The sequence below is a fragment of the Sporichthya sp. genome (assembly GCF_013815995.1).
In the GTDB taxonomy this organism is placed as follows: Bacteria; Actinomycetota; Actinomycetes; order Sporichthyales; family Sporichthyaceae; genus Sporichthya.
In genome coordinates this window covers 1-16,962 of sequence record NZ_JACDFE010000082.1, presented here as the reverse complement: position 1 = coordinate 16,962, position 16,962 = coordinate 1, and the positions used below count along the sequence as shown (strand labels likewise).

Below are 16,962 nucleotides of genomic sequence, written 5' to 3'. Positions count from 1 at the left end.
CCTCAACCCGGGTGGTTGGTGCCAGCTCCTCGCGAACTGGGTGCACCGGCGCGGCGAGGACTGGCGCGACCGGGTCGGGACCTGGCTGCCGCGCGGGTGCGATGCCTGGGCGCTGCAGCGCGAGGTGCTCGACCCGGCGGCCTACGTCTCGCTGTGGCTGCGTGATGCGGGCGACGTGGCGGGGCCGGACTACCTCGAGCGCTACGACGCCTGGCTCGGCGCGCTGGAGGCGGACGGGGTCGAGGGCATCGGCTTCGGCTGGGTCACGCTGCGCCGGGACGACGGCCGCACCCCCGGGACCCCGGTGCAGCGGGTCGAGGAATGGCCGCACGCCGTCGACGCGCCGCTCGGCCCGTACGTCGCGGAGGCGTTCGAGCGCATCGCCTGGCTGCGCCACCACGATGACGCCGAACTGCTGGGAGCGCGGCTGTGGGTGGCCGATGACCTCAGCCAGGAACTGATCGGCGAACCCGGCGCCGAGGACCCCCGCCATGTCGTGCTGCGGCAGGCGACCGGCCTGCGCCGGGCCCGCAAGGTCGACACCGCCACTGCGGCGCTGGTCGGTGCCTGCACCGGCGAGGCGCCGGCCGGGGTCCTCATCGACGCGGTCGCGACCCTGCTCGGCGAGGACGCCGCCGCCGTGCACACCCGGCTGCTGCCCGTCATCCGCGAGCTGGTCGCCGAGGGCTACCTGGAGGGCCGGTCATGAGCGCGGTGCTGGCCGGCGCGCTGGTATTTCTCTGCTCGGCCGCGGTGCTGATGCTGGAGATCCTCAGCCTGCGCCTGGTCGCGCCCTACGCGGGGATCACCCTCGAGGTGAGCACGGCGGTGATCGGGTTCGCGCTGGCCGCGATCGCGCTCGGCGCCTGGCTCGGCGGGATCGCCGCCGACCACATCGACCCGCGCCGGATGCTCGGCCCGGTGATCATCGCCGCCGGCGGGCTGATGCTGCTGGTGGTCCCCACCGTGCGCGCGACCGGCGAGGCGATCTCCGGCAACGACGACGGCGCCGTGCTGACGATGGCCGCGGTCGCGGTGTTGTTCCCGGCCGCGCTGCTGTCCGCGGTCAGCCCGATGGTGGTCAAGACCCAGCTCGGCTCGCTGGAGCGCACCGGTTCGGTCGTGGGCATGGTCTCCGGCACCGGCACCGTCGGGGCGCTGGTCGGCACCTTCATCACCGGATTCCTGCTGGTGTCCTCGATCCCGACCTCGCGGATCCTGTACTCCCTCGGCATCGCCCTGATCGTGCTCGGGATCGCGGTGGCGGGACGGGCACGGCTCAAGGTCGCGACCGCCGGCGGCACCACCGCGGCGATGATCGGCGCCGGCGCGTTCGTCATCGCCCCGCAACCGTGCGACACCGAAACCGCCTACCACTGCGCGAAGGTGGTGGTCGACCCGGACAACCCCACCGGGCGCACCCTGCAGTTGGACACCCTGAGGCACTCCTACGTCGACCTCGCCGATCCGAAGCACCTGGAGTTCACCTACATCCGTGCCTTCGGCGCGCTGATCGACGCGATGCGCCCGACGCGGCAGTCGATCCGTGCGCTGCACATCGGCGGCGGGGGAGCGACCCTGCCCCGCTACGTCGATGCCACCCGGCCGGGCAGCGACAACCTCATCGTCGAGATCGACGAGGGCGTCATCGACATCGACCGCAAGGAGCTCGGCCTCGTCACCGGCAACGGCATCGAGGTGCAGATCCGGGACGGCCGGACCGGCCTGCGTGCCGAGCCCGACGGTGGCCGCGACCTGGTGGTGATGGACGCCTTCGGCGGCATCGCGGTGCCGTGGCATCTGACGACCCGTGAGGTGGTGCAGGATGCGCGCCGGGTGCTCGGGACCGACGGACTCTACCTGGTGAACGTCATCGACTACTGGCCGTCCGACTTCGCTCGCGCCGAGGTCGCGACCGTGGCCTCGGTGTTCCGCAACGTCGCGCTGGTCTCCTACCCCTCGGTGTTCGACGCCACCGGCGGCGGCAACATCCTCATCGTCGCCTCCGACGCGCCTCTGCCGTCGTTCGAGGACGCGATCGCCGAGCGGGCCCGCGAGTACACCGTGCGCTCGGGCGAGGACGTGGAGGTCTTCGCCCGCGACGCCGACGTCCTCCGCGACGACTTCGCCCCCGTCGACCAGTTGATCACGACCCCGGCCGGCTAGCTGTCTCGGCTGCGTCCATGGCGGCCAGGATCCGCTTCTCCGACACGGGGTGCGCGGTGCCCAGCGATTGCGCGAACAGGCTGATCCGCAGTTCCTCGAGCATCCAGCGGATGGCGACCACGTCGGCGTCGCCCCGGCGGGCGGGCGACAGGCCGGCGAGCAGCTGCGCGTACTCCCGGGACAGCTGGGCGACCTGGGCCATCCGGGCGGCGTCCCGCTCGGGGTCGAACTTGTCCAGCCGGCGGCTGATCCCGCGCAGGTAGCGGGTCAGCTGGGGGAGCCGCTCGGCACCGGTCGCCGTCACGAAGCCGGGGAACAGCAGGGCCTCGTACTGGGCCCGCAGGTCCGTCACCGCCGCCGACACAGCACTCGGAACAGACCCCGCCCGGGCCAGCGCGGCGTCGACCTCCTGAGCCATCGTCAGAATTGTGGCGACCTCGTTGACGACCACATCGAACCGAGCCGGCAGCTCGGCGCGCACCGCGGCCAGCAGTGCCGCGTAGGCATCGGCGGAGCGCACCGGCCCACCGTGTGCGGCGACGATCGCGTCCACCGCGGCGTCGGCACAGTCGGCGAACAAGGCGGTTCCGTTGGCGTGCGGTGCGGCCGCGAGCGCCAACTTCGAACCGTTGGACAACCGCCCGAGCACGGCCTTGACCGGTGCGTTCACCTCGGTCAGCAGCAACCGCCGGGTTCCGGGCGCCAGCGCGGCCCGGGCGGCGTCCGCATCGGCCAGCACGCGCAGCGCGACGGTGCCGTTCTCCGCCACCAGCGTCGGATAGCCCGCGACCACGCGCCCGTCCTGGACGTGCTCGTGCGTGCGGGGCAGCTCCTCCATCGAGGGCCACCCTCTCAGCGCCGGCCGTTCCAGTGCCGCCGCACCGGCCGCCACCATGGACGCGACCTTCGGCGCGAGCTGGGCCGCCAGGGCCGGCAGGTCCTTGCCCTCACCGAGCGACCGGCCGCGCTCGTCCTCGACCCGGAACGTCATCCGCAGGAACGCCGGGACCCGATCCCAGTCCCAGTCCTCCGGGTCGATCCGCACCCCGTTGCGGGCCCCGAGTTCACGTTCGAGGGCCGTTGTCAGCGCCTCACCGCCGGCGGGGTCGAGCCGGGTCAGCACCGCAGCGGCGTGGTCAGGGGCGGGCACGAAGCTGCGCCGGATCGCCTTGGGCAGCGCGCGGATCAGCGCGGTGACGAGGTCGGCCCGCAGCCCCGGCACCTGCCAGCCGAACTCGACGGCGGAGAGCCGGTTGAGCACCGGCAGCGGCACCTGCACCGTGACGCCGTCGGCGTCCGCGCCCGGCTCGAACTGGTAGCTCAGGGCGAAGGTCTCAGCTCCGCCTGACGAGGTGACGGTGGTCCAGGTGTCGGGGAAATCCTCCAGGCGCACCTCGCCGGCCCGATCCGAGAGCAGCGACTCGGGGTCCGCGTCGAGCAGCGCGGGAGTGGCTCGGCGGGCCTTCTTCCACCAGGTGTCGAAGTGCCGACCCGACACCACCTCGGCCGGGACGCGGGCGTCGTAGAACGCGAACAGCGTCTCGTCGTCGACCAGCAGACCGCGCCGGCGCGAGCGGTTCTCCAGATCCTCGACCTCGGCCCGCAGCGTTTGATTGTGGGCGAAGAACGTGTGGTGGGTCCGCCAGTCGCCCTCGACGAGCGCGTGCCGGATGAACAGCTCCCGGCACAGCCCGGGGTCGATGCGTGCGTAGTCCACCTTGCGACCGGCGATGAGGGTGAGCCCGTGCAGTGTGACCCGTTCGTAGGCCACGACGGCGCCGCGGTTCCGTTCCCAGTGCGGCTCGGAGTAGTTGCGCTTGATCAGGTGCTCGGCCAGGGGCTCGACCCACTCAGGTTCGATCTTCGCCACGGTCCGCGCGAACAACCGGGACGTCTCGACCAGCTCCGCGGCCATCACCCACTTCGGCGGCTTGCGGCCCAGCGCCGAGCCGGGGAAGACCGAGAAGCGCATGTTCCGGGTGCCGAGGAACTCGTTCGACTCGGTGTCCTTGTTGCCGATGTGGGTGAGCAGCCCGGTCAGCAGGGCGAGGTGCACCTTCTGCGGGTCGCCCAGATCGGCCGAATCCCTGGGACCGAGCCAACGCAGGCCGATCGAGCCGGACACCTCGCGTAGTTGGGCGACGAGGTCCTGCCACTCCCGCACCCGCATGTAGTGCAGGTACTCCGCGGTGCACAGCTTGCGGAACTTGGCCGAGGACAGCTCCTGCTGCTGCTCGCGCAGATAGGTCCACAGGTTGAGGTAGGACAGGAAATCTGACGTCGGGTCGGCGAAGCGGGCGTGCTTGGCCCGCGCCGCCTCCTGTGCCTCGACCGGACGTTCCCGCGGGTCCTGGATGGACAGCGCGGCCGCGATCACGATCACCTCGCGCAGCACCCCGTAGCGGTCGGCCTCCAGGATCATCCGGCCGATCCGCGGGTCGACCGGCAGTTGCGCGAGCTTGCGCCCGACCGGGGTGAGAACGCCATCCGCGCCCAGCGCTCCCAATTCCTCCAGGAGCGAGACGCCGTCGGCGATGCTGCGCTTGTCCGGCGGGTCGACGAACGGGAATGCCGCGATGTCGCCGAGTCCGATCGCGGTCATCTGCAGGATCACCGACGCGAGGTTGGTGCGCAGGATCTCCGGCTCGGTGAACTCCGGCCGGGCGAGGTAGTCCTCCTCGGCGTAGAGCCGGATGCAGATGCCCTCCGCCACGCGGCCGCAGCGACCCGCGCGCTGGTTGGCGGAAGCCTGCGAGACCGCCTCGATCGGCAGTCGCTGCACCTTGCGCCGCGTGCTGTAGCGGGAGATCCGTGCGGTCCCGGCATCGACGACGTAGCGGATCCCGGGCACGGTGAGCGAGGTCTCCGCGACGTTGGTGGCCAGCACCACCCGGCGGCCCGAGTGCGGGGCGAAGACCCGGTGCTGGTCGGCGTTGGACAGCCGGGCGTACAGCGGCAGGATCTCCACGGGCAGACCTGACGCCTTGTCAGTTCCCAGCCGACCCTTCAGCGCGTCGGCGGTGTCGCGGATCTCGCGTTCGCCGGAGAGGAACACCAGCACGTCGCCGCGGCCCTCGCGGTGCAACTCCTCGACCGCGTCGCAGACCCCGGCCGGCATGTCGTGGGGTTCGATCCGGTCGTCGCGACGTTCGTTCTCGGTGTCCGAGACCAGGGGTCGGTAGCGGATCTCCACCGGGTAGGTCCGCCCGGACACCTCGATGATCGGTGCCGGATCACCGGAGGGGGAGGAGAAGTGCCGGGCGAACCGCTGCGGGTCGATGGTCGCGGAGGTGATGACCACCTTCAGGTCCGGACGGGACGGCAGCAGCTCCCGCAGGTAGCCCAGAATGAAGTCGACGTTGAGGCTGCGCTCGTGGGCCTCGTCGATGATCAGGGTGTCGTAGCCCAGCAATTGCCGGTCGCGCTGGATCTCGGCCAGCAGGATGCCGTCGGTCATCAGCTTGACCAGGGTGTCCGGGCCGACCCGGTCGTTGAAGCGGATCGTGTATCCGACCGCGTCGCCCAACGAGGTGCCGAGCTCCTCGGCGATCCGGTCGGCGACGGTGCGGGCGGCCAGCCGGCGCGGCTGGGTGTGCCCGATCAGGCCGCGCACCCCGCGGCCGAGCTCCAGGCAGATCTTGGGCAGCTGGGTGGTCTTGCCCGATCCGGTCTCGCCGGCGACGACGACAACCTGGTGGTCCCGGATGGCGGCCGCGATGTCCGCCCGCCGCGCGCTGATCGGAAGCTCCTCGGGGTACGAGATCGCCGGCACCGAGGCAGCGCGAACTTCACGCTTCACTGCGGCAGTCGCGATCGCCTCCGCGACGGAGGCCAGAGCAGCCGGGTCCGGCTTGCGCCGCAGCGACTCCAGCCGGCGGCCGAGCCGGTGCGCGTCGCGCAGGGTCAGCGAACCCAGCTGTGCACGCAGTGCGCCCATCTGGTCTCTGAGCTCAACCTGGTCCCCGGACATCGCCCGGTCAGGCTAGGCGAGCACCCCCCGAGGGCGCTCGCCAGTTCCCGGCGGCCGTTCCCGAGAGCTGTCAGCCGGACGCGGCGGACAGGCCGATCCGGCGCACCGGCGCCCGCATCTCGAACTCGCGGAGGAAAGCCGCTGTCCCCGCTTCCTCGGCCATCCGTTCCTCGATAGCCCCCCGGGCGTTGATGAGGGAACCGCGGTGAATGCGGTCGGACAGCATGATGAGCGAGGCGTCGGCGACCAAGGAGACGATCGAGCCGAGCTGGGCACGCGACGTGGTGATCACGTGAATTCCTCTCCGGACGGGTTCGCCGCCGATCGAAAGAACGCACAGAGCGATTGGGCTTGCCGTGAGAACAGTCGCCCAGGGTTGTGGCTGGTGCATTCCGCCCAGGTGAAATCCATGTGAGCTTCGCCGCACGCAGAAGTGGCTTCACATTCGGTCACATCGGGCGAGAGGTTGCGACCGGTTTGGCCCGTTCGGGCGCATCTGTCCACAGGCAGCCCTGTGACCTGCAGTGATGCCGGAATCGTCCCCAGGATTTGTGCAACCAACGGTCAAGGGTGTGCGTCCTAGCTGCGTCCCGGGAACAGCTTCCGGGTCGGCAAGGAGGCACCACCGAATGGGAGCGCAACCGCGAAGAGGCGGTCCTCGCGCATCCCGTCTGGTCGCCGGTTTGAGCGGGTTTGCGCTGATCGCGGCCGCCGTCGTGGCCGCCCAGCCCGAGCGGAACCCTGACGTCCTGCCGGCCGGCAACTACGTGCTCCGCGCCAACGCCGGCGCCCTGCCCGGGGTCCTGCGCGACGTGCGCGCCGGCGGCGGGATCGTCACCCGCGAGTTCGACTCCATCGACGGTGCTGCCGTCACCGTCGACTCCGGCGCCGCCAGGGATCTGGCCGCCGACGGCCGGGTCGCCACGATCACGCCCGACGTCGACGTCGACGTCACGGCGCCTACCCCGGCGACGCCAACGCCGAGTCCCAGGCCGAAGAAGACCAACAAGCCGAAGGCGAGCGACAAGCCCGCGACCGGCTCCAAGGGCGGGGCCACCCCGAGGGACGGAAGCGGCAGCGCCGGCCGCTCTGCCTATGACGCTGCCGCCGACCCGAACTCGCTGTGCAACATCGCCAAGCAGGTCGGCGTCCGGCAGTTGTGGAAGGGCGGCGGCACCGGCAAGGGCGTCGACGTCGCGCTGATCGACTCCGGCGTCGCCCCGGTCGCCGGTCTCGACGGTGCCGGCAAGGTGCTCAACGGTCCGGACCTCACGCCGGAGTCGCAGAGCGCGAAGACCCGCTACCTGGACACCTTCGGCCACGGCACCCACATGGCCGGGATCATCGCCGGCAAGGACGCCGGCGTCGACACGAAGAACTCGAACTCCTGCGAAGGCTTCGCCGGGATGGCGCCGGACGCGCGGATCATCAGCGTCAAGGCCGCCGACGCGCACGGCGCGACCGACGTCTCGCAGATCATCGCCGGCATCGACTGGGTGATCCAGCACGCGCACGACTCCGGCATGAACATCCGGGTGCTGAACCTGTCCTTCGGCACCGACGGGGTTCAGGACTACGTCCTGGACCCGCTCGCGTACGCCGCGGAAGCCGCGTGGCGCAAGGGAATCGTCGTTGTCGTCTCGGCCGGCAACTCTGGCTTCGCCGACGGCCGGCTGACCAACCCGGCCCGCAACCCGCACGTGTTCGCGGTCGGCGCGGACGACACCAAGGGCACGTCCTCCACGCTGGACGACACCATCCCGCCGTTCTCGAGTCGCGGGGACAGCAAGCGCAACCCCGACATCGTCGCGCCGGGCAAGAGCGTGCAGAGCCTGCGGGTGCCCGGGTCCTACATCGACTGGGCGCACGGTGACACCGGCGCGTTTGCCGGCCGCTTCTTCCGTGGCAGCGGCACCTCGCAGGCGGCGGCCGTCGCCTCCGGCGCGATCGCGGCGCTGATCTCCGCCCGTCCCAACCTCACGCCCGTGCAGATCAAGCTGCTCACCGCCACCCTCGGCCTCGGCCTGATCGTGGCCGACCCCCGCGCGCAGGGACACGGCCTGCTCCAGCTCGGCGTCCCGGCCCTGGTCGCCGCGCTCACGAGCCCGCCGCTGGTCGGCGGCCTGGTCGAGCCGGCCGCCGGACTGCTGAACGGGGTCCTGAACGGCAAGCTCGGCACGCCGAAGTCCAAGGGCACCGGCACGCTGGAGGGCGCGCGCGGCAAGGACCACCTCGAACTCGACGGCAAGAGGCTCGCCGGCGAGAAGGACATCTTCGGTCGGGCGTTCGACACCGCCGCCCACGCCAAGCTCACCAGCGCCGGCACCGCCTGGACCGGCGGCAGCTGGAACGGCTCGGCCTGGACCGGCCGATCCTGGGCCGGGCCGTCCTGGGCATCCACCGAATGGCTGGGTCGCACCTGGGCCGGACGTACCTGGGCTGGGCGTACTTGGGCGGATGGGTCCTGGAATGGGCGTACTTGGGCCGGTGGCACATGGAACGGACGGACCTGGGCCGGCGTCGAATGGGCTGGACGTACCTGGGCGGGTACGGACTTCGCTGGAGGGGACTGGCAGTGACGGGTAGCAGGGCGGTCGACCGCAAGGGCGCTTCGCGTCGCGGTCTGAGTGCGCTGCGCACCGCGCGGGCCACCCGCATCGTCGGCCTGATCGTGCTGTTGATCGGTCTCGGCGTCGCGTTGCTCGTCTACACCCCGGCGCTGACCAACAAGGCGCCCGGCCCGACCCACCTGCCCTGGTGGGCCATGGTCCTGATGTTCGGCGTCTCCGAGATGGTGGTGCTGCACATCCAGATCCGGCGTGAGGCGCAGACCGTCTCGCTCTCGGAGATCCCGCTGGTCGTCGGCCTGTTCATGGCCGGTCCGGTCGGCCTGCTGCTCGGCCGCGTCGTCGGCTCGTTCCTGATCTTCGTCTTCCACCGCCGCCAGACCCCGATCAAGGTCGCGTTCAACACCGCTCTGGTCTTCTCCTCCGGAGCGTTGGCGCTCACGATCTGGTCGCTCGCCTTCAACGGCGAGGAGGCAGGCCCGGCCGCCTGGGCCGCCGCCTTCGCCGCCCTGATCGCCGCCGGCTCCTTCGACGCGACGATCACCACGATGGCGATCGCCTGCTACGAGGGTCGGATCAAGCTGTCCCGGATGGCCCGTGAGGTCGCCAGCGCCGGCACGCTGGCCGCCGCCGTCGGCACCGTCGGCCTGGTCGCCGCCACCGCGGTCACGTACGACGTGCGCAGCGCCTTCCTGGTCGAGGCCGCCGGCGCCCTGCTCCTGCTCGGCTACCGCGCCTACGCCTCACTGCGTGAGCGGCACGAGAGCCTCGAGCAGCTCTACCACTTCTCCGAGGTCGTCTCCGGCGCGCACGACGTCGACACCGTGCTGCGCAGCGTCCTGGGCCAGGCCCGTCAGCTGCTTCGCAGCGACCGCGCCGAGTTCCTCGCCTTCGACTTCCCGGGCAGCCTCGCACCGCACCGGATGAGCCTGTTGCCCGAAGGTGTGCGCCGCGACGGCGTCGCCGAGGTCGGCACGACGATCGACACCGACCCGGTCGTGGCGCGGGTGCGCCGCGAGCGTCGCTCGGTGCTGCTGGCCCGCGCCACCAAGGACACCGCGGAGCGGGCCTACCTGGCCGAGCACGGCCTGCGCGAGGCGATCGTCGTCCCGCTGCACATGGACGGCGTCATCGTGGGCACGCTCTCGGTCGGCAACCGGCTCGGCGAGGTCCGCGGCTTCGACGCCGGCGACGTGCGCCTGCTGGAGACCGTGGCCAACCACGCCGGCGTCGCGCTGAAGTCCGGCTCGCTGATCGCCCGCCTCTCGCACGAGGCGCACCACGACACCCTGACCGGCCTGCCCAACCGCCACCTGCTGCAGCAGGAGCTCGACTCCGCGATCGCCGCTGTCCGCATGGGCACCTCGGTCGGTTGCGCGGTCATGATCTCCGACCTCAACGGTTTCAAAGAGGTCAACGACACCCTCGGCCACCAGCACGGCGACCATCTTCTCCGGGACGTGGCGCGCTGCTTTGTCGAGGTTGCCGGTTCGCGTGCCCTGGTCGCCCGCCTCGGCGGTGACGAGTTCGCGGTGCTGCTCACCGACGTGGCCAGCCCGGCCGAGGCGCAGGCCTTGGCGCAGGCGATGGTCGACTCGCTGTCCGAGCCGATGCGCCTGGACGGGGTCTCGGTCGAGGTCTCCGCCTCGCTGGGTGTCGCGATGGCCCCGCTGCACGGCGAGGACGTCTCCGGCCTGCTCAAGCGCGCCGACGTCGCGATGTACGCGGCCAAGGCCAACGGCGGCGGCGTCCGCCTCTACGACGAGGGCCTGCAGGAGGCCGCCAACCCGAGCCGGCTGGCTGTGGTCGGCGAGCTGCGTGCCGCCATCAAGGACGGCGGCATCGAGGCCTGGGTGCAGCCCAAGGCCTCGCTCATCGACGGCGCCATCGTGGGCGTCGAGGCGTTGGCCCGCTGGCGGCACCCGGTCGATGGTGTCCGCGGCCCGCACGAGTTCCTGCCGGTGGCCGAGGCCAACGGCATGATCGGCCCGCTCACCGAGGCCATGCTCGACTCCGCGCTGTCCTCCTGCGCCGCCTGGTTGCGCCGTGGCATCCAGGCCGGCATCGCGGTCAACGTCTCGCCGCGCAGCCTGAAGGACGCTGCGTTCGCCGACACCATTTCCGCGGTGCTGGCCCGGCACGAGGTGCCGGCCCACATGCTGACCCTGGAGATCACCGAGACCTCGCTGATGGCCGACAGCCCACAGGCGATCGACCTGCTGGTTCAGCTGGGCGCCCTGGGTGTGCGGCTGTCGATCGACGACTTCGGCACCGGATACTCCTCGCTGGCGTACCTGCGCCGGCTGCCGGTCAACGAGGTCAAGATCGACCGCGAGTTCACCTCCCGGATCAACTCCGACCCGCGCGTGCTGATGATCGTCCGCTCGGTCGCCGACCTGGCCCGCAACATGGGCATGGACACCGTGGCCGAGGGCGTCGAGGACGCCGAGATCTACACCACGCTGCGGGGCCTCGGCATCGGGCAGGCGCAGGGCTTCCACCTCTCGAAGCCGATGCCGGCCTCGGAGTTCCCGGCCTGGCTGGACCGCTACAACGAGGAGCTCGCCGGCCCGTGCCCCGTGCTCCCCGGCGGCCGCCGCCCCCGCACCACGGCCGCTGTGTAAGCCTCTTTCGCCCCGACACGCCGGGGCGGAGTTGCCATCAACGCCGGTCTGTCGGGCAAAATGACATGGACGTCATCTGTCCTTCTGGAGGCACGTCGAGATCGCAGGGGAAGGCGCATCTCGAGCCGAGTCCATCCAGGAGGAACACATGACGACCACCCGTGGAGTGCTGTACGTCCACTCTGCTCAGTCCGCCATGTGCCCACACGTCGAATGGGCTGTGGCGGGAGTGCTCGGTGTCTCGGTGAACGTCGACTGGACGCCGCAACCGGCCGCGCCCGCGCAGTGGCGCGCCGAGCTGTCTTGGCAGGGCGAGCGCGGGACCGCGGCGGCGTTGGCCTCGGCGCTGCGCGGCTGGAACCAGCTGCGCTATGAGGTCACCGAAGAGCCGGTGGCCGGCCACGAGGGCGCCCGCTACAGCTGCACCCCGACGTTGGGCATGTTCCACGCCGTGATCGGCGTGCACGGCGACATCATGATCTCCGAGGACCGGCTGCGCGCCGCTGTGCTGCGCTCTACCGAGACCGACGACTGCGAGCTGGCCGACGAGGTCGACCTGATGCTGGGTCAGCCCTGGGACGACGAACTCGAGCCCTTCCGCTACGCCGGCGACGGTGCGCCGGTCCGCTGGCTGCACCAGGTCGGTTAGCTCGCGCTGAACTGGTCCGCACGGAGGGACGCACGCACCATCCCCATCCCCAGCCCCAGATTCACGCCGAAAGTGCAGTCCCACAGGTCGAAGCGGCCCTTTTGACCTGGACAACTGCGCTTTCGTGGAACGCCGCGCGGTCTAGAGGGGCATGTTCGAGTGCGCGCCCCGAGCCGGGGGCTCGGTGAGGGCCCCGGCGATCGCCCGCGCGACGGCGGTGCGCGTCCGGGCCGGGGCGATGATGTCGTCGACAATCCCGGCCGCCACCGCGGCGTCGACCCCGCCCGCGTCCCGGGTGTGCTGGGCCGCCAGCGTCGCCTCCAACGCCGGCCGCTCTGATTCCTCGGCCGCGGCCAGGGCGCGCCGGTGCAGCACCCGTACCGCAGCCACTGCGCCCATGACCGCGATCTCGGCGCCCGGCCAGGCGAAGACCCGGGTCGCGCCGAGCGAACGCGAGTTCATCGCGATGTACGCCCCGCCGAAGGCCTTGCGGGTCACCACTGTCACCCGGGGCACGGTGGCGGCGCCGAAGGCGTGCAGCAGCTTCGCGCCCCGGCGAACGACGCCGTCCCATTCCTGCCCGACGCCGGGCAGGTAGCCGGGGGTGTCGACCAGGACGGCCAGCGGGACGCCGAACGCGTCGCACATCCGCACGAAGCGCGCCGCCTTCTCGGCCGAGGGCCAGTCCAGGCACCCGCCGAGGCGCTGCGGGTTGTTCGCGATGACGCCGACGGTGCGCCCGCCGATCCGGCCCAGCATCGTGACGACGTTCGGCGCGTACTCCGGCTGGAGTTCGATCGCGGTCCCGACGTCGAGCAGACGCTCGGCGATGGGACGGACGTCGTAGGTCTTGCGGGCCTCGGTGGGCAGTCCGGCCGCGAGGTCGGTGTCGTGGACGGCCTCGAGGTCGAGGCGGCCCGGGGCGCCGAGCAGGTCGATCAGGGCGCGGGTGGCGGTGAAGGCCGCGTTGTCATCGGGGGACACCACATGGACGACGCCGGAGGCGCGACCGTGGGGTTCCGGCCCGCCGAGCAGCGCCTGATCGGCCTGCTCGCCGGTCACGCTGGCGACCACGTCCGGGCCGGTGACGAACACCCGCCCATCCGGGCCGAGCACCACCAGATCGGTCAGGGCCGGCCCGTAGGCGGCCCCGCCGGCGGCCGGGCCGAGCACCAGCGAGATCTGGGGGATCCGGCCGGAAACCGCCGTCATCGCCGCGAAGATCCGCCCGACCGCGTCGAGGCCGGCGACGCCCTCGGTGAGGCGCGCCCCGCCGGAGTGCCAGATCCCGATCACCGGAATCTGATGGTCCGTCGCTTTGTGGTACACGTCCGCGATCAGCGCGCACCCCTCGGTGCCCATCGCGCCGCCCATCCGTGCCGGATCCGCCGCGAACGCGACCACCGGCGTGGAGTGCACGGTCCCGTTGGCGGCGCGGAACCCGCTCTCGGCGCCGTCCCACCACAGGTCCAGCGAGCCCGGGTCGAGCAGCCGCGCCAGCCGCACGATCGGGTCCCGCGCGTCCTCGCTCACCCGCCCGACCCTACGACCATGCGCGTGTCGTTCCGCGAAAGTGCAGAACGACAGGTCGAAATCGGGCAATTTACCTGCACAACTGCACTTTCGGCGGACGACACGCCGACACCGACGCGACAGCGGGGCGGCTCGGCGGCCTAGTAGGAGGTGAAGACCACGCAGACGTTGTGGCCGCCGAAGCCGAAGGAGTTGTTCAGCGCGGCAATCTGGCCGGACGGCAGGTCGCGCGGCTCGACGGTGACGATGTCGATGTCGGCCTCGTCGTCCTTGTCGTCCAGGTTGATCGTGGGCGGGGCGACCCGCTCGTACAGGGCGAGCGCGGTGGCGACGCCCTCGACGGCACCGGCGGCGCCGAGCAGGTGCCCGGTCATCGATTTGGTGGCCGAGACGGCGACGTGGTCCAGCTCGGAGCCGAGGACGTTGCGCAGGGCCAGGACCTCAGCGAGGTCGCCCAGCGGGGTCGAGGTCGCGTGGGCGTTGACGTGCTTGACGTCCGCCGCCGTGATCCCGGAGTTCTCCAGCGCGAAGCGCAGCGCGCGGGTGACTCCGGCGCCTTCTGGCTCGGGCTGCGCGATGTGGTGGGCGTCGGACGTCATTCCGGCACCGGCCACCACGCAGTAGATCCGCGCGCCGCGCGCCTTGGCGTGCTCCTCGGACTCCAGCACCAGCACGCCGGAGCCTTCGCCGAGCACGAAGCCGTCGCGGCCCTTGTCGTAGGGGCGCGAAGCCGCCTCCGCCTCGTCGTTGCGGGTCGACATTGCCTTCATCGCCGCGAAGGCGGCGATCGGCAGGGGGTGGATGCAGGCCTCGGTACCGCCGGCGAGCACCACGTCGGCGCGACCGTTGCGGATCATCTCCGCACCCATCGCGATCGCTTCGGCGCCGGACGCGCACGCACTGACCGGGGTGTGCACGCCGGCCCGGGCGGTGCGCTCGAGCCCGATCGCCGCGGCCGGGCCGTTCGGCATGAGCATCGGGATCGCGAGCGGGGAGACCAGGCGCGCGCCCTTGCGCTGGAGGGTGTCGTAGGCCGCGAGCAGCGTGGTGATGCCGCCGATGCCGGAGGCCACCACGACGCCGAGCCGCTCGGGATCGACGTTGATGGCTTCGTCGCCGCCCGCGTCCGCCCACGCGTCCCGGGCGGCGATCACGGCGAACTGCCCGCCGCGGTCGAGGCGGCGGGCCTGCACCCGGTCCATCACCTCGGACGGCTCGACCATCACCCGGGCCGCGATCTGCACCGGGACGTCGACCACCCAGTCCTCGGTGAGGGTGCGCACGCCGGACTGGCCGGCGAGGAGCGCGGACCACGTCGACTTGGCATCTCCACCGACAGGTGTGGTCGCTCCCACACCGGTGACGACGACAGTTCGTGTGCTCATGCGCTCCTCCTCGGCCCGGTCAGTGACGGAAACGGGTCAGGCGTTCGCCGCGATGAAGGCCACCGCGTCGCCGACCGTCTCGAGCTTCTTGACCTCGTCGTCCGGGATCTTGACGCCGAAGCGCTCCTCGGCGGCCACGATCACCTCGACCATCGAGAGCGAGTCGATGTCCAGGTCGGCGATGAAGGCCTTGTCCGGCTGGACGTCCTCCGCCGGGATGCCGACGATCTCGTTCACGATTTCGCCCAGTCCAGCGATGATCTCGGCCTCGGATGCCATGCGGTGCTCTCCTGTCGTTCGCGCGGGTGATCGGGGTTTGCTCGGTACGGGCGGCCGGTACGGCCGTCCGGCTCAGCGTAGGGCGAAGGCGCTGTGCGGCCTGATCAGGGGTTCCGGATCAGGGGATGGTCACCACCTGCGCGGCGAAGCTCAGACCGGCCCCGAAACCGACGAGCAGCGCGGTCGACCCGCTGGCGATCTCCCCGCGCTCGAGCATGGTCTCCATCGCGAGCGGAACCGAGGCGGCCGAGGTGTTGCCCATGTCGACGATGTCCCGGGCGATCGCGACGTGCGCGGGCAGTTTGAGCGCGCGCACCATGGCGTCGGTGATCCGCATGTTCGCCTGGTGCGGGATGAAGGCGTCGAGGTCGTCCAGGGTCAGGCCCGCCACTTCGACCGCCCGGCGCGCGACCGGGGCCATCTCGTAGGCAGCCCAGCGGAACACCTGCTGACCGTTCATCCGCAGGAACGCCCGCTCGCCGGCAGTCGCCTTGTCGACCCAGTCGCCGTTCATCTCGATCGCCGAGGCCCGCGCGCCGTCGGCGCCCCAGACCACCGGACCGATGCCCGGGACCTCGGACGGACCGAGCACCGCGGCGCCGGATCCGTCGCCGAAGATGAAGGCGATGCCGCGGTCGGTCTTGTCGATGATCGAGGTGAACTTCTCGGTCCCGATCACGAGCACGTACTCCGCGCTGCCGGCGCGGATCATGTCCGAACCGAGCGCGACGCCGTGGCAGAACCCGGCGCAGGCGATGTTGATGTCGAACGCAGCAGAGTTGACGGCGCCGAGCCGGCTCGCCACCTCCGGGGCCGCGGCGGGGATCGGGTTGGTCACCGTGCAGGAGGCCACCATCACGGCGCCGATCTGCTCCGGCGAGATGCCGGCCGCGGCGATGGCCTTGCCGCCGGCCGCCACCGACAGGTCCTGGATCGTCTCCTCCGGCAGCGCGAAGCGCCGGGTGGCGATGCCGGACCGGGTGCGGATCCACTCGTCGGTGGAGTCGATGTGCTCGCAGATCTCGTCGTTGGTGACGACGCGGGCCGGGCGGTAGCCGCCGACGCTGAACAGCCGGCTGTGCGCCGCGCCGGTCGACGGCCGGATGGGCTTGTTACCGGTGGAGTTGCCGGTGGAGCTCATGACGAACCCAGCAGCTCGCGGGCCGCATCCAGGTCGTCAGGGATCTTCACGGCAATCGACGCTACGCCGCGCATGCCGCGCTTGGCGAGGCCGACGAGGGTCCCGCCGGGGAGCAGCTCGATGATGCCCGTCACGCCGGCGCCCAGCATCGACTCCATGCACAGGTCCCAACGCACCGGGTTACTGACCTGGCGGACGAGCCGGTCCAGCACCTCGGCGCCGGTGGCGACAGCGGCGCCGTCGGCGTTCGACAGCAGGGTGGTCAGCGGGTCGGCGGGGGTCAGGGTCGCGGCGAGGGCGGCCAGCTTTTCGACCGCGGGCGCCATGTGCGTGGTGTGGAACGCGCCGGCCACCGACAGTGGGATCAGCCGGGCCTTCTCCGGGCCGTCCTCGGTCAGGGCGGCCAGCTGCGCCATCGTGCCGGCGGCCACGATCTGGCCGGCGCCGTTGTCGTTGGCCGGGGTCAGGCCGTGCTCGGCGAGCTTGGCCAGCACCGCCTCGCGGTCGCCGCCGAGAACGGCCGTCATGCCGGTGGGGGTGACGGCGGAGGCCTCGGCCATGCCGCGGCCTCGGGCAGCCACGAAGGCCATGGCGGCCTCCGCGCTGAGCACGCCGGCCGCGGCGGTGGCGGTGAGCTCACCGACGCTG

Annotated in this window: 11 protein-coding genes and 1 pseudogene; 5 read left to right on the top strand and 7 right to left on the bottom strand. The window is 71.5% G+C overall.

The features are described from left to right. Together H0X00_RS11110 and H0X00_RS11105 are read left to right on the top strand one after the other, a co-directional pair. A pseudogene (locus H0X00_RS11110) lies at positions 1 to 709 on the top strand (transferase); the annotation flags it as partial. Beyond that, positions 706 to 2,166, top strand: coding sequence for a fused MFS/spermidine synthase (locus H0X00_RS11105; RefSeq protein WP_293769949.1), 1,461 nt, complete (start codon positions 706 to 708; stop codon positions 2,164 to 2,166). The pseudogene H0X00_RS11110 and the gene H0X00_RS11105, both read left to right, overlap by 4 nt. On the opposite strand, the gene hrpA is transcribed toward H0X00_RS11105, so the two are convergent. Both hrpA and H0X00_RS11095 read right to left on the bottom strand, forming a co-directional pair. Further along, positions 2,147 to 6,103 carry an ATP-dependent RNA helicase HrpA gene (gene hrpA, locus H0X00_RS11100; RefSeq protein WP_293769948.1) on the bottom strand — a complete coding sequence of 1,319 codons (3,957 nt, stop codon included), beginning with the start codon at positions 6,101 to 6,103 and terminating at the stop codon, positions 2,147 to 2,149. The genes H0X00_RS11105 and hrpA overlap by 20 nt on opposite strands. 103 nt (positions 6,104 to 6,206) lie before the next feature. Next, the gene (locus tag H0X00_RS11095; protein ID WP_293769946.1) at positions 6,207 to 6,428 is read right to left on the bottom strand and encodes a hypothetical protein; all 222 of its coding nucleotides are present in this window, start codon (positions 6,426 to 6,428) and stop codon (positions 6,207 to 6,209) included. A gap of 391 nt (positions 6,429 to 6,819) precedes the next feature. Here H0X00_RS11095 and H0X00_RS11090 point away from each other — a divergent pair, with 391 nt between their 5' ends. From H0X00_RS11090 to H0X00_RS11080, 3 genes are all read left to right on the top strand, one after another. Continuing rightward, on the top strand, positions 6,820 to 8,715 hold the full coding sequence (locus tag H0X00_RS11090) for a S8 family serine peptidase (RefSeq protein WP_293769944.1): 1,896 nt from the start codon (positions 6,820 to 6,822) through the stop codon (positions 8,713 to 8,715). Continuing rightward, positions 8,712 to 11,327, top strand: coding sequence for an EAL domain-containing protein (locus tag H0X00_RS11085; RefSeq protein ID WP_293769943.1), 2,616 nt, complete (start codon positions 8,712 to 8,714; stop codon positions 11,325 to 11,327). Before H0X00_RS11090 ends, H0X00_RS11085 begins: the two co-directional genes overlap by 4 nt. A gap of 148 nt (positions 11,328 to 11,475) precedes the next feature. Then, positions 11,476 to 11,976, top strand: a complete 501-nt coding sequence (locus tag H0X00_RS11080; RefSeq protein WP_293769942.1) for a DUF3145 domain-containing protein — start codon at positions 11,476 to 11,478, stop codon at positions 11,974 to 11,976. 141 nt (positions 11,977 to 12,117) lie between these two features. Here H0X00_RS11080 and H0X00_RS11075 read toward each other — a convergent pair whose 3' ends face one another. The 5 genes from H0X00_RS11075 to H0X00_RS11055 form a co-directional block, all read right to left on the bottom strand. After that, positions 12,118 to 13,509, bottom strand: coding sequence for an acyl-CoA carboxylase subunit beta (locus H0X00_RS11075; RefSeq protein WP_293769941.1), 1,392 nt, complete (start codon positions 13,507 to 13,509; stop codon positions 12,118 to 12,120). 140 nt (positions 13,510 to 13,649) lie between these two features. Further along, positions 13,650 to 14,894 (bottom strand): beta-ketoacyl-ACP synthase II, encoded by a 1,245-nt coding sequence (gene fabF / locus H0X00_RS11070; RefSeq protein ID WP_293769939.1) that lies wholly within the window; start codon positions 14,892 to 14,894, stop codon positions 13,650 to 13,652. Positions 14,895 to 14,930: 36 nt separating this feature from the next. Then, entirely contained in the window at positions 14,931 to 15,173 is a 243-nt protein-coding gene (locus tag H0X00_RS11065; protein WP_293769938.1) for an acyl carrier protein, read from the bottom strand. Positions 15,174 to 15,291: 118 nt separating this feature from the next. Continuing rightward, entirely contained in the window at positions 15,292 to 16,314 is a 1,023-nt protein-coding gene (locus H0X00_RS11060) for a beta-ketoacyl-ACP synthase III (RefSeq protein WP_293769936.1), read from the bottom strand. After that, positions 16,311 to 16,962: ACP S-malonyltransferase (locus H0X00_RS11055; RefSeq protein ID WP_293769934.1), on the bottom strand; the 652-nt coding region annotated here is incomplete at its 5' end. The genes H0X00_RS11060 and H0X00_RS11055, both read right to left, overlap by 4 nt.

What these genes read in the sequence shown, in the direction of transcription:
- H0X00_RS11105 (WP_293769949.1), top strand. Translation starts at nt 706, where the DNA reads ATGAGCGCGGTGCTGGCCGGCGCGCTGGTATTTCTCTGCTCGGCCGCG.
- hrpA (WP_293769948.1), bottom strand. Translation starts at nt 6,103, where the DNA reads ATGGGCGCACTGCGTGCACAGCTGGGTTCGCTGACCCTGCGCGACGCG.
- H0X00_RS11080 (WP_293769942.1), top strand. Translation starts at nt 11,476, where the DNA reads ATGACGACCACCCGTGGAGTGCTGTACGTCCACTCTGCTCAGTCCGCC.
- fabF (WP_293769939.1), bottom strand. Translation starts at nt 14,894, where the DNA reads ATGAGCACACGAACTGTCGTCGTCACCGGTGTGGGAGCGACCACACCT.
- H0X00_RS11065 (WP_293769938.1), bottom strand. Translation starts at nt 15,173, where the DNA reads ATGGCATCCGAGGCCGAGATCATCGCTGGACTGGGCGAAATCGTGAAC.
- H0X00_RS11060 (WP_293769936.1), bottom strand. Translation starts at nt 16,314, where the DNA reads ATGAGCTCCACCGGCAACTCCACCGGTAACAAGCCCATCCGGCCGTCG.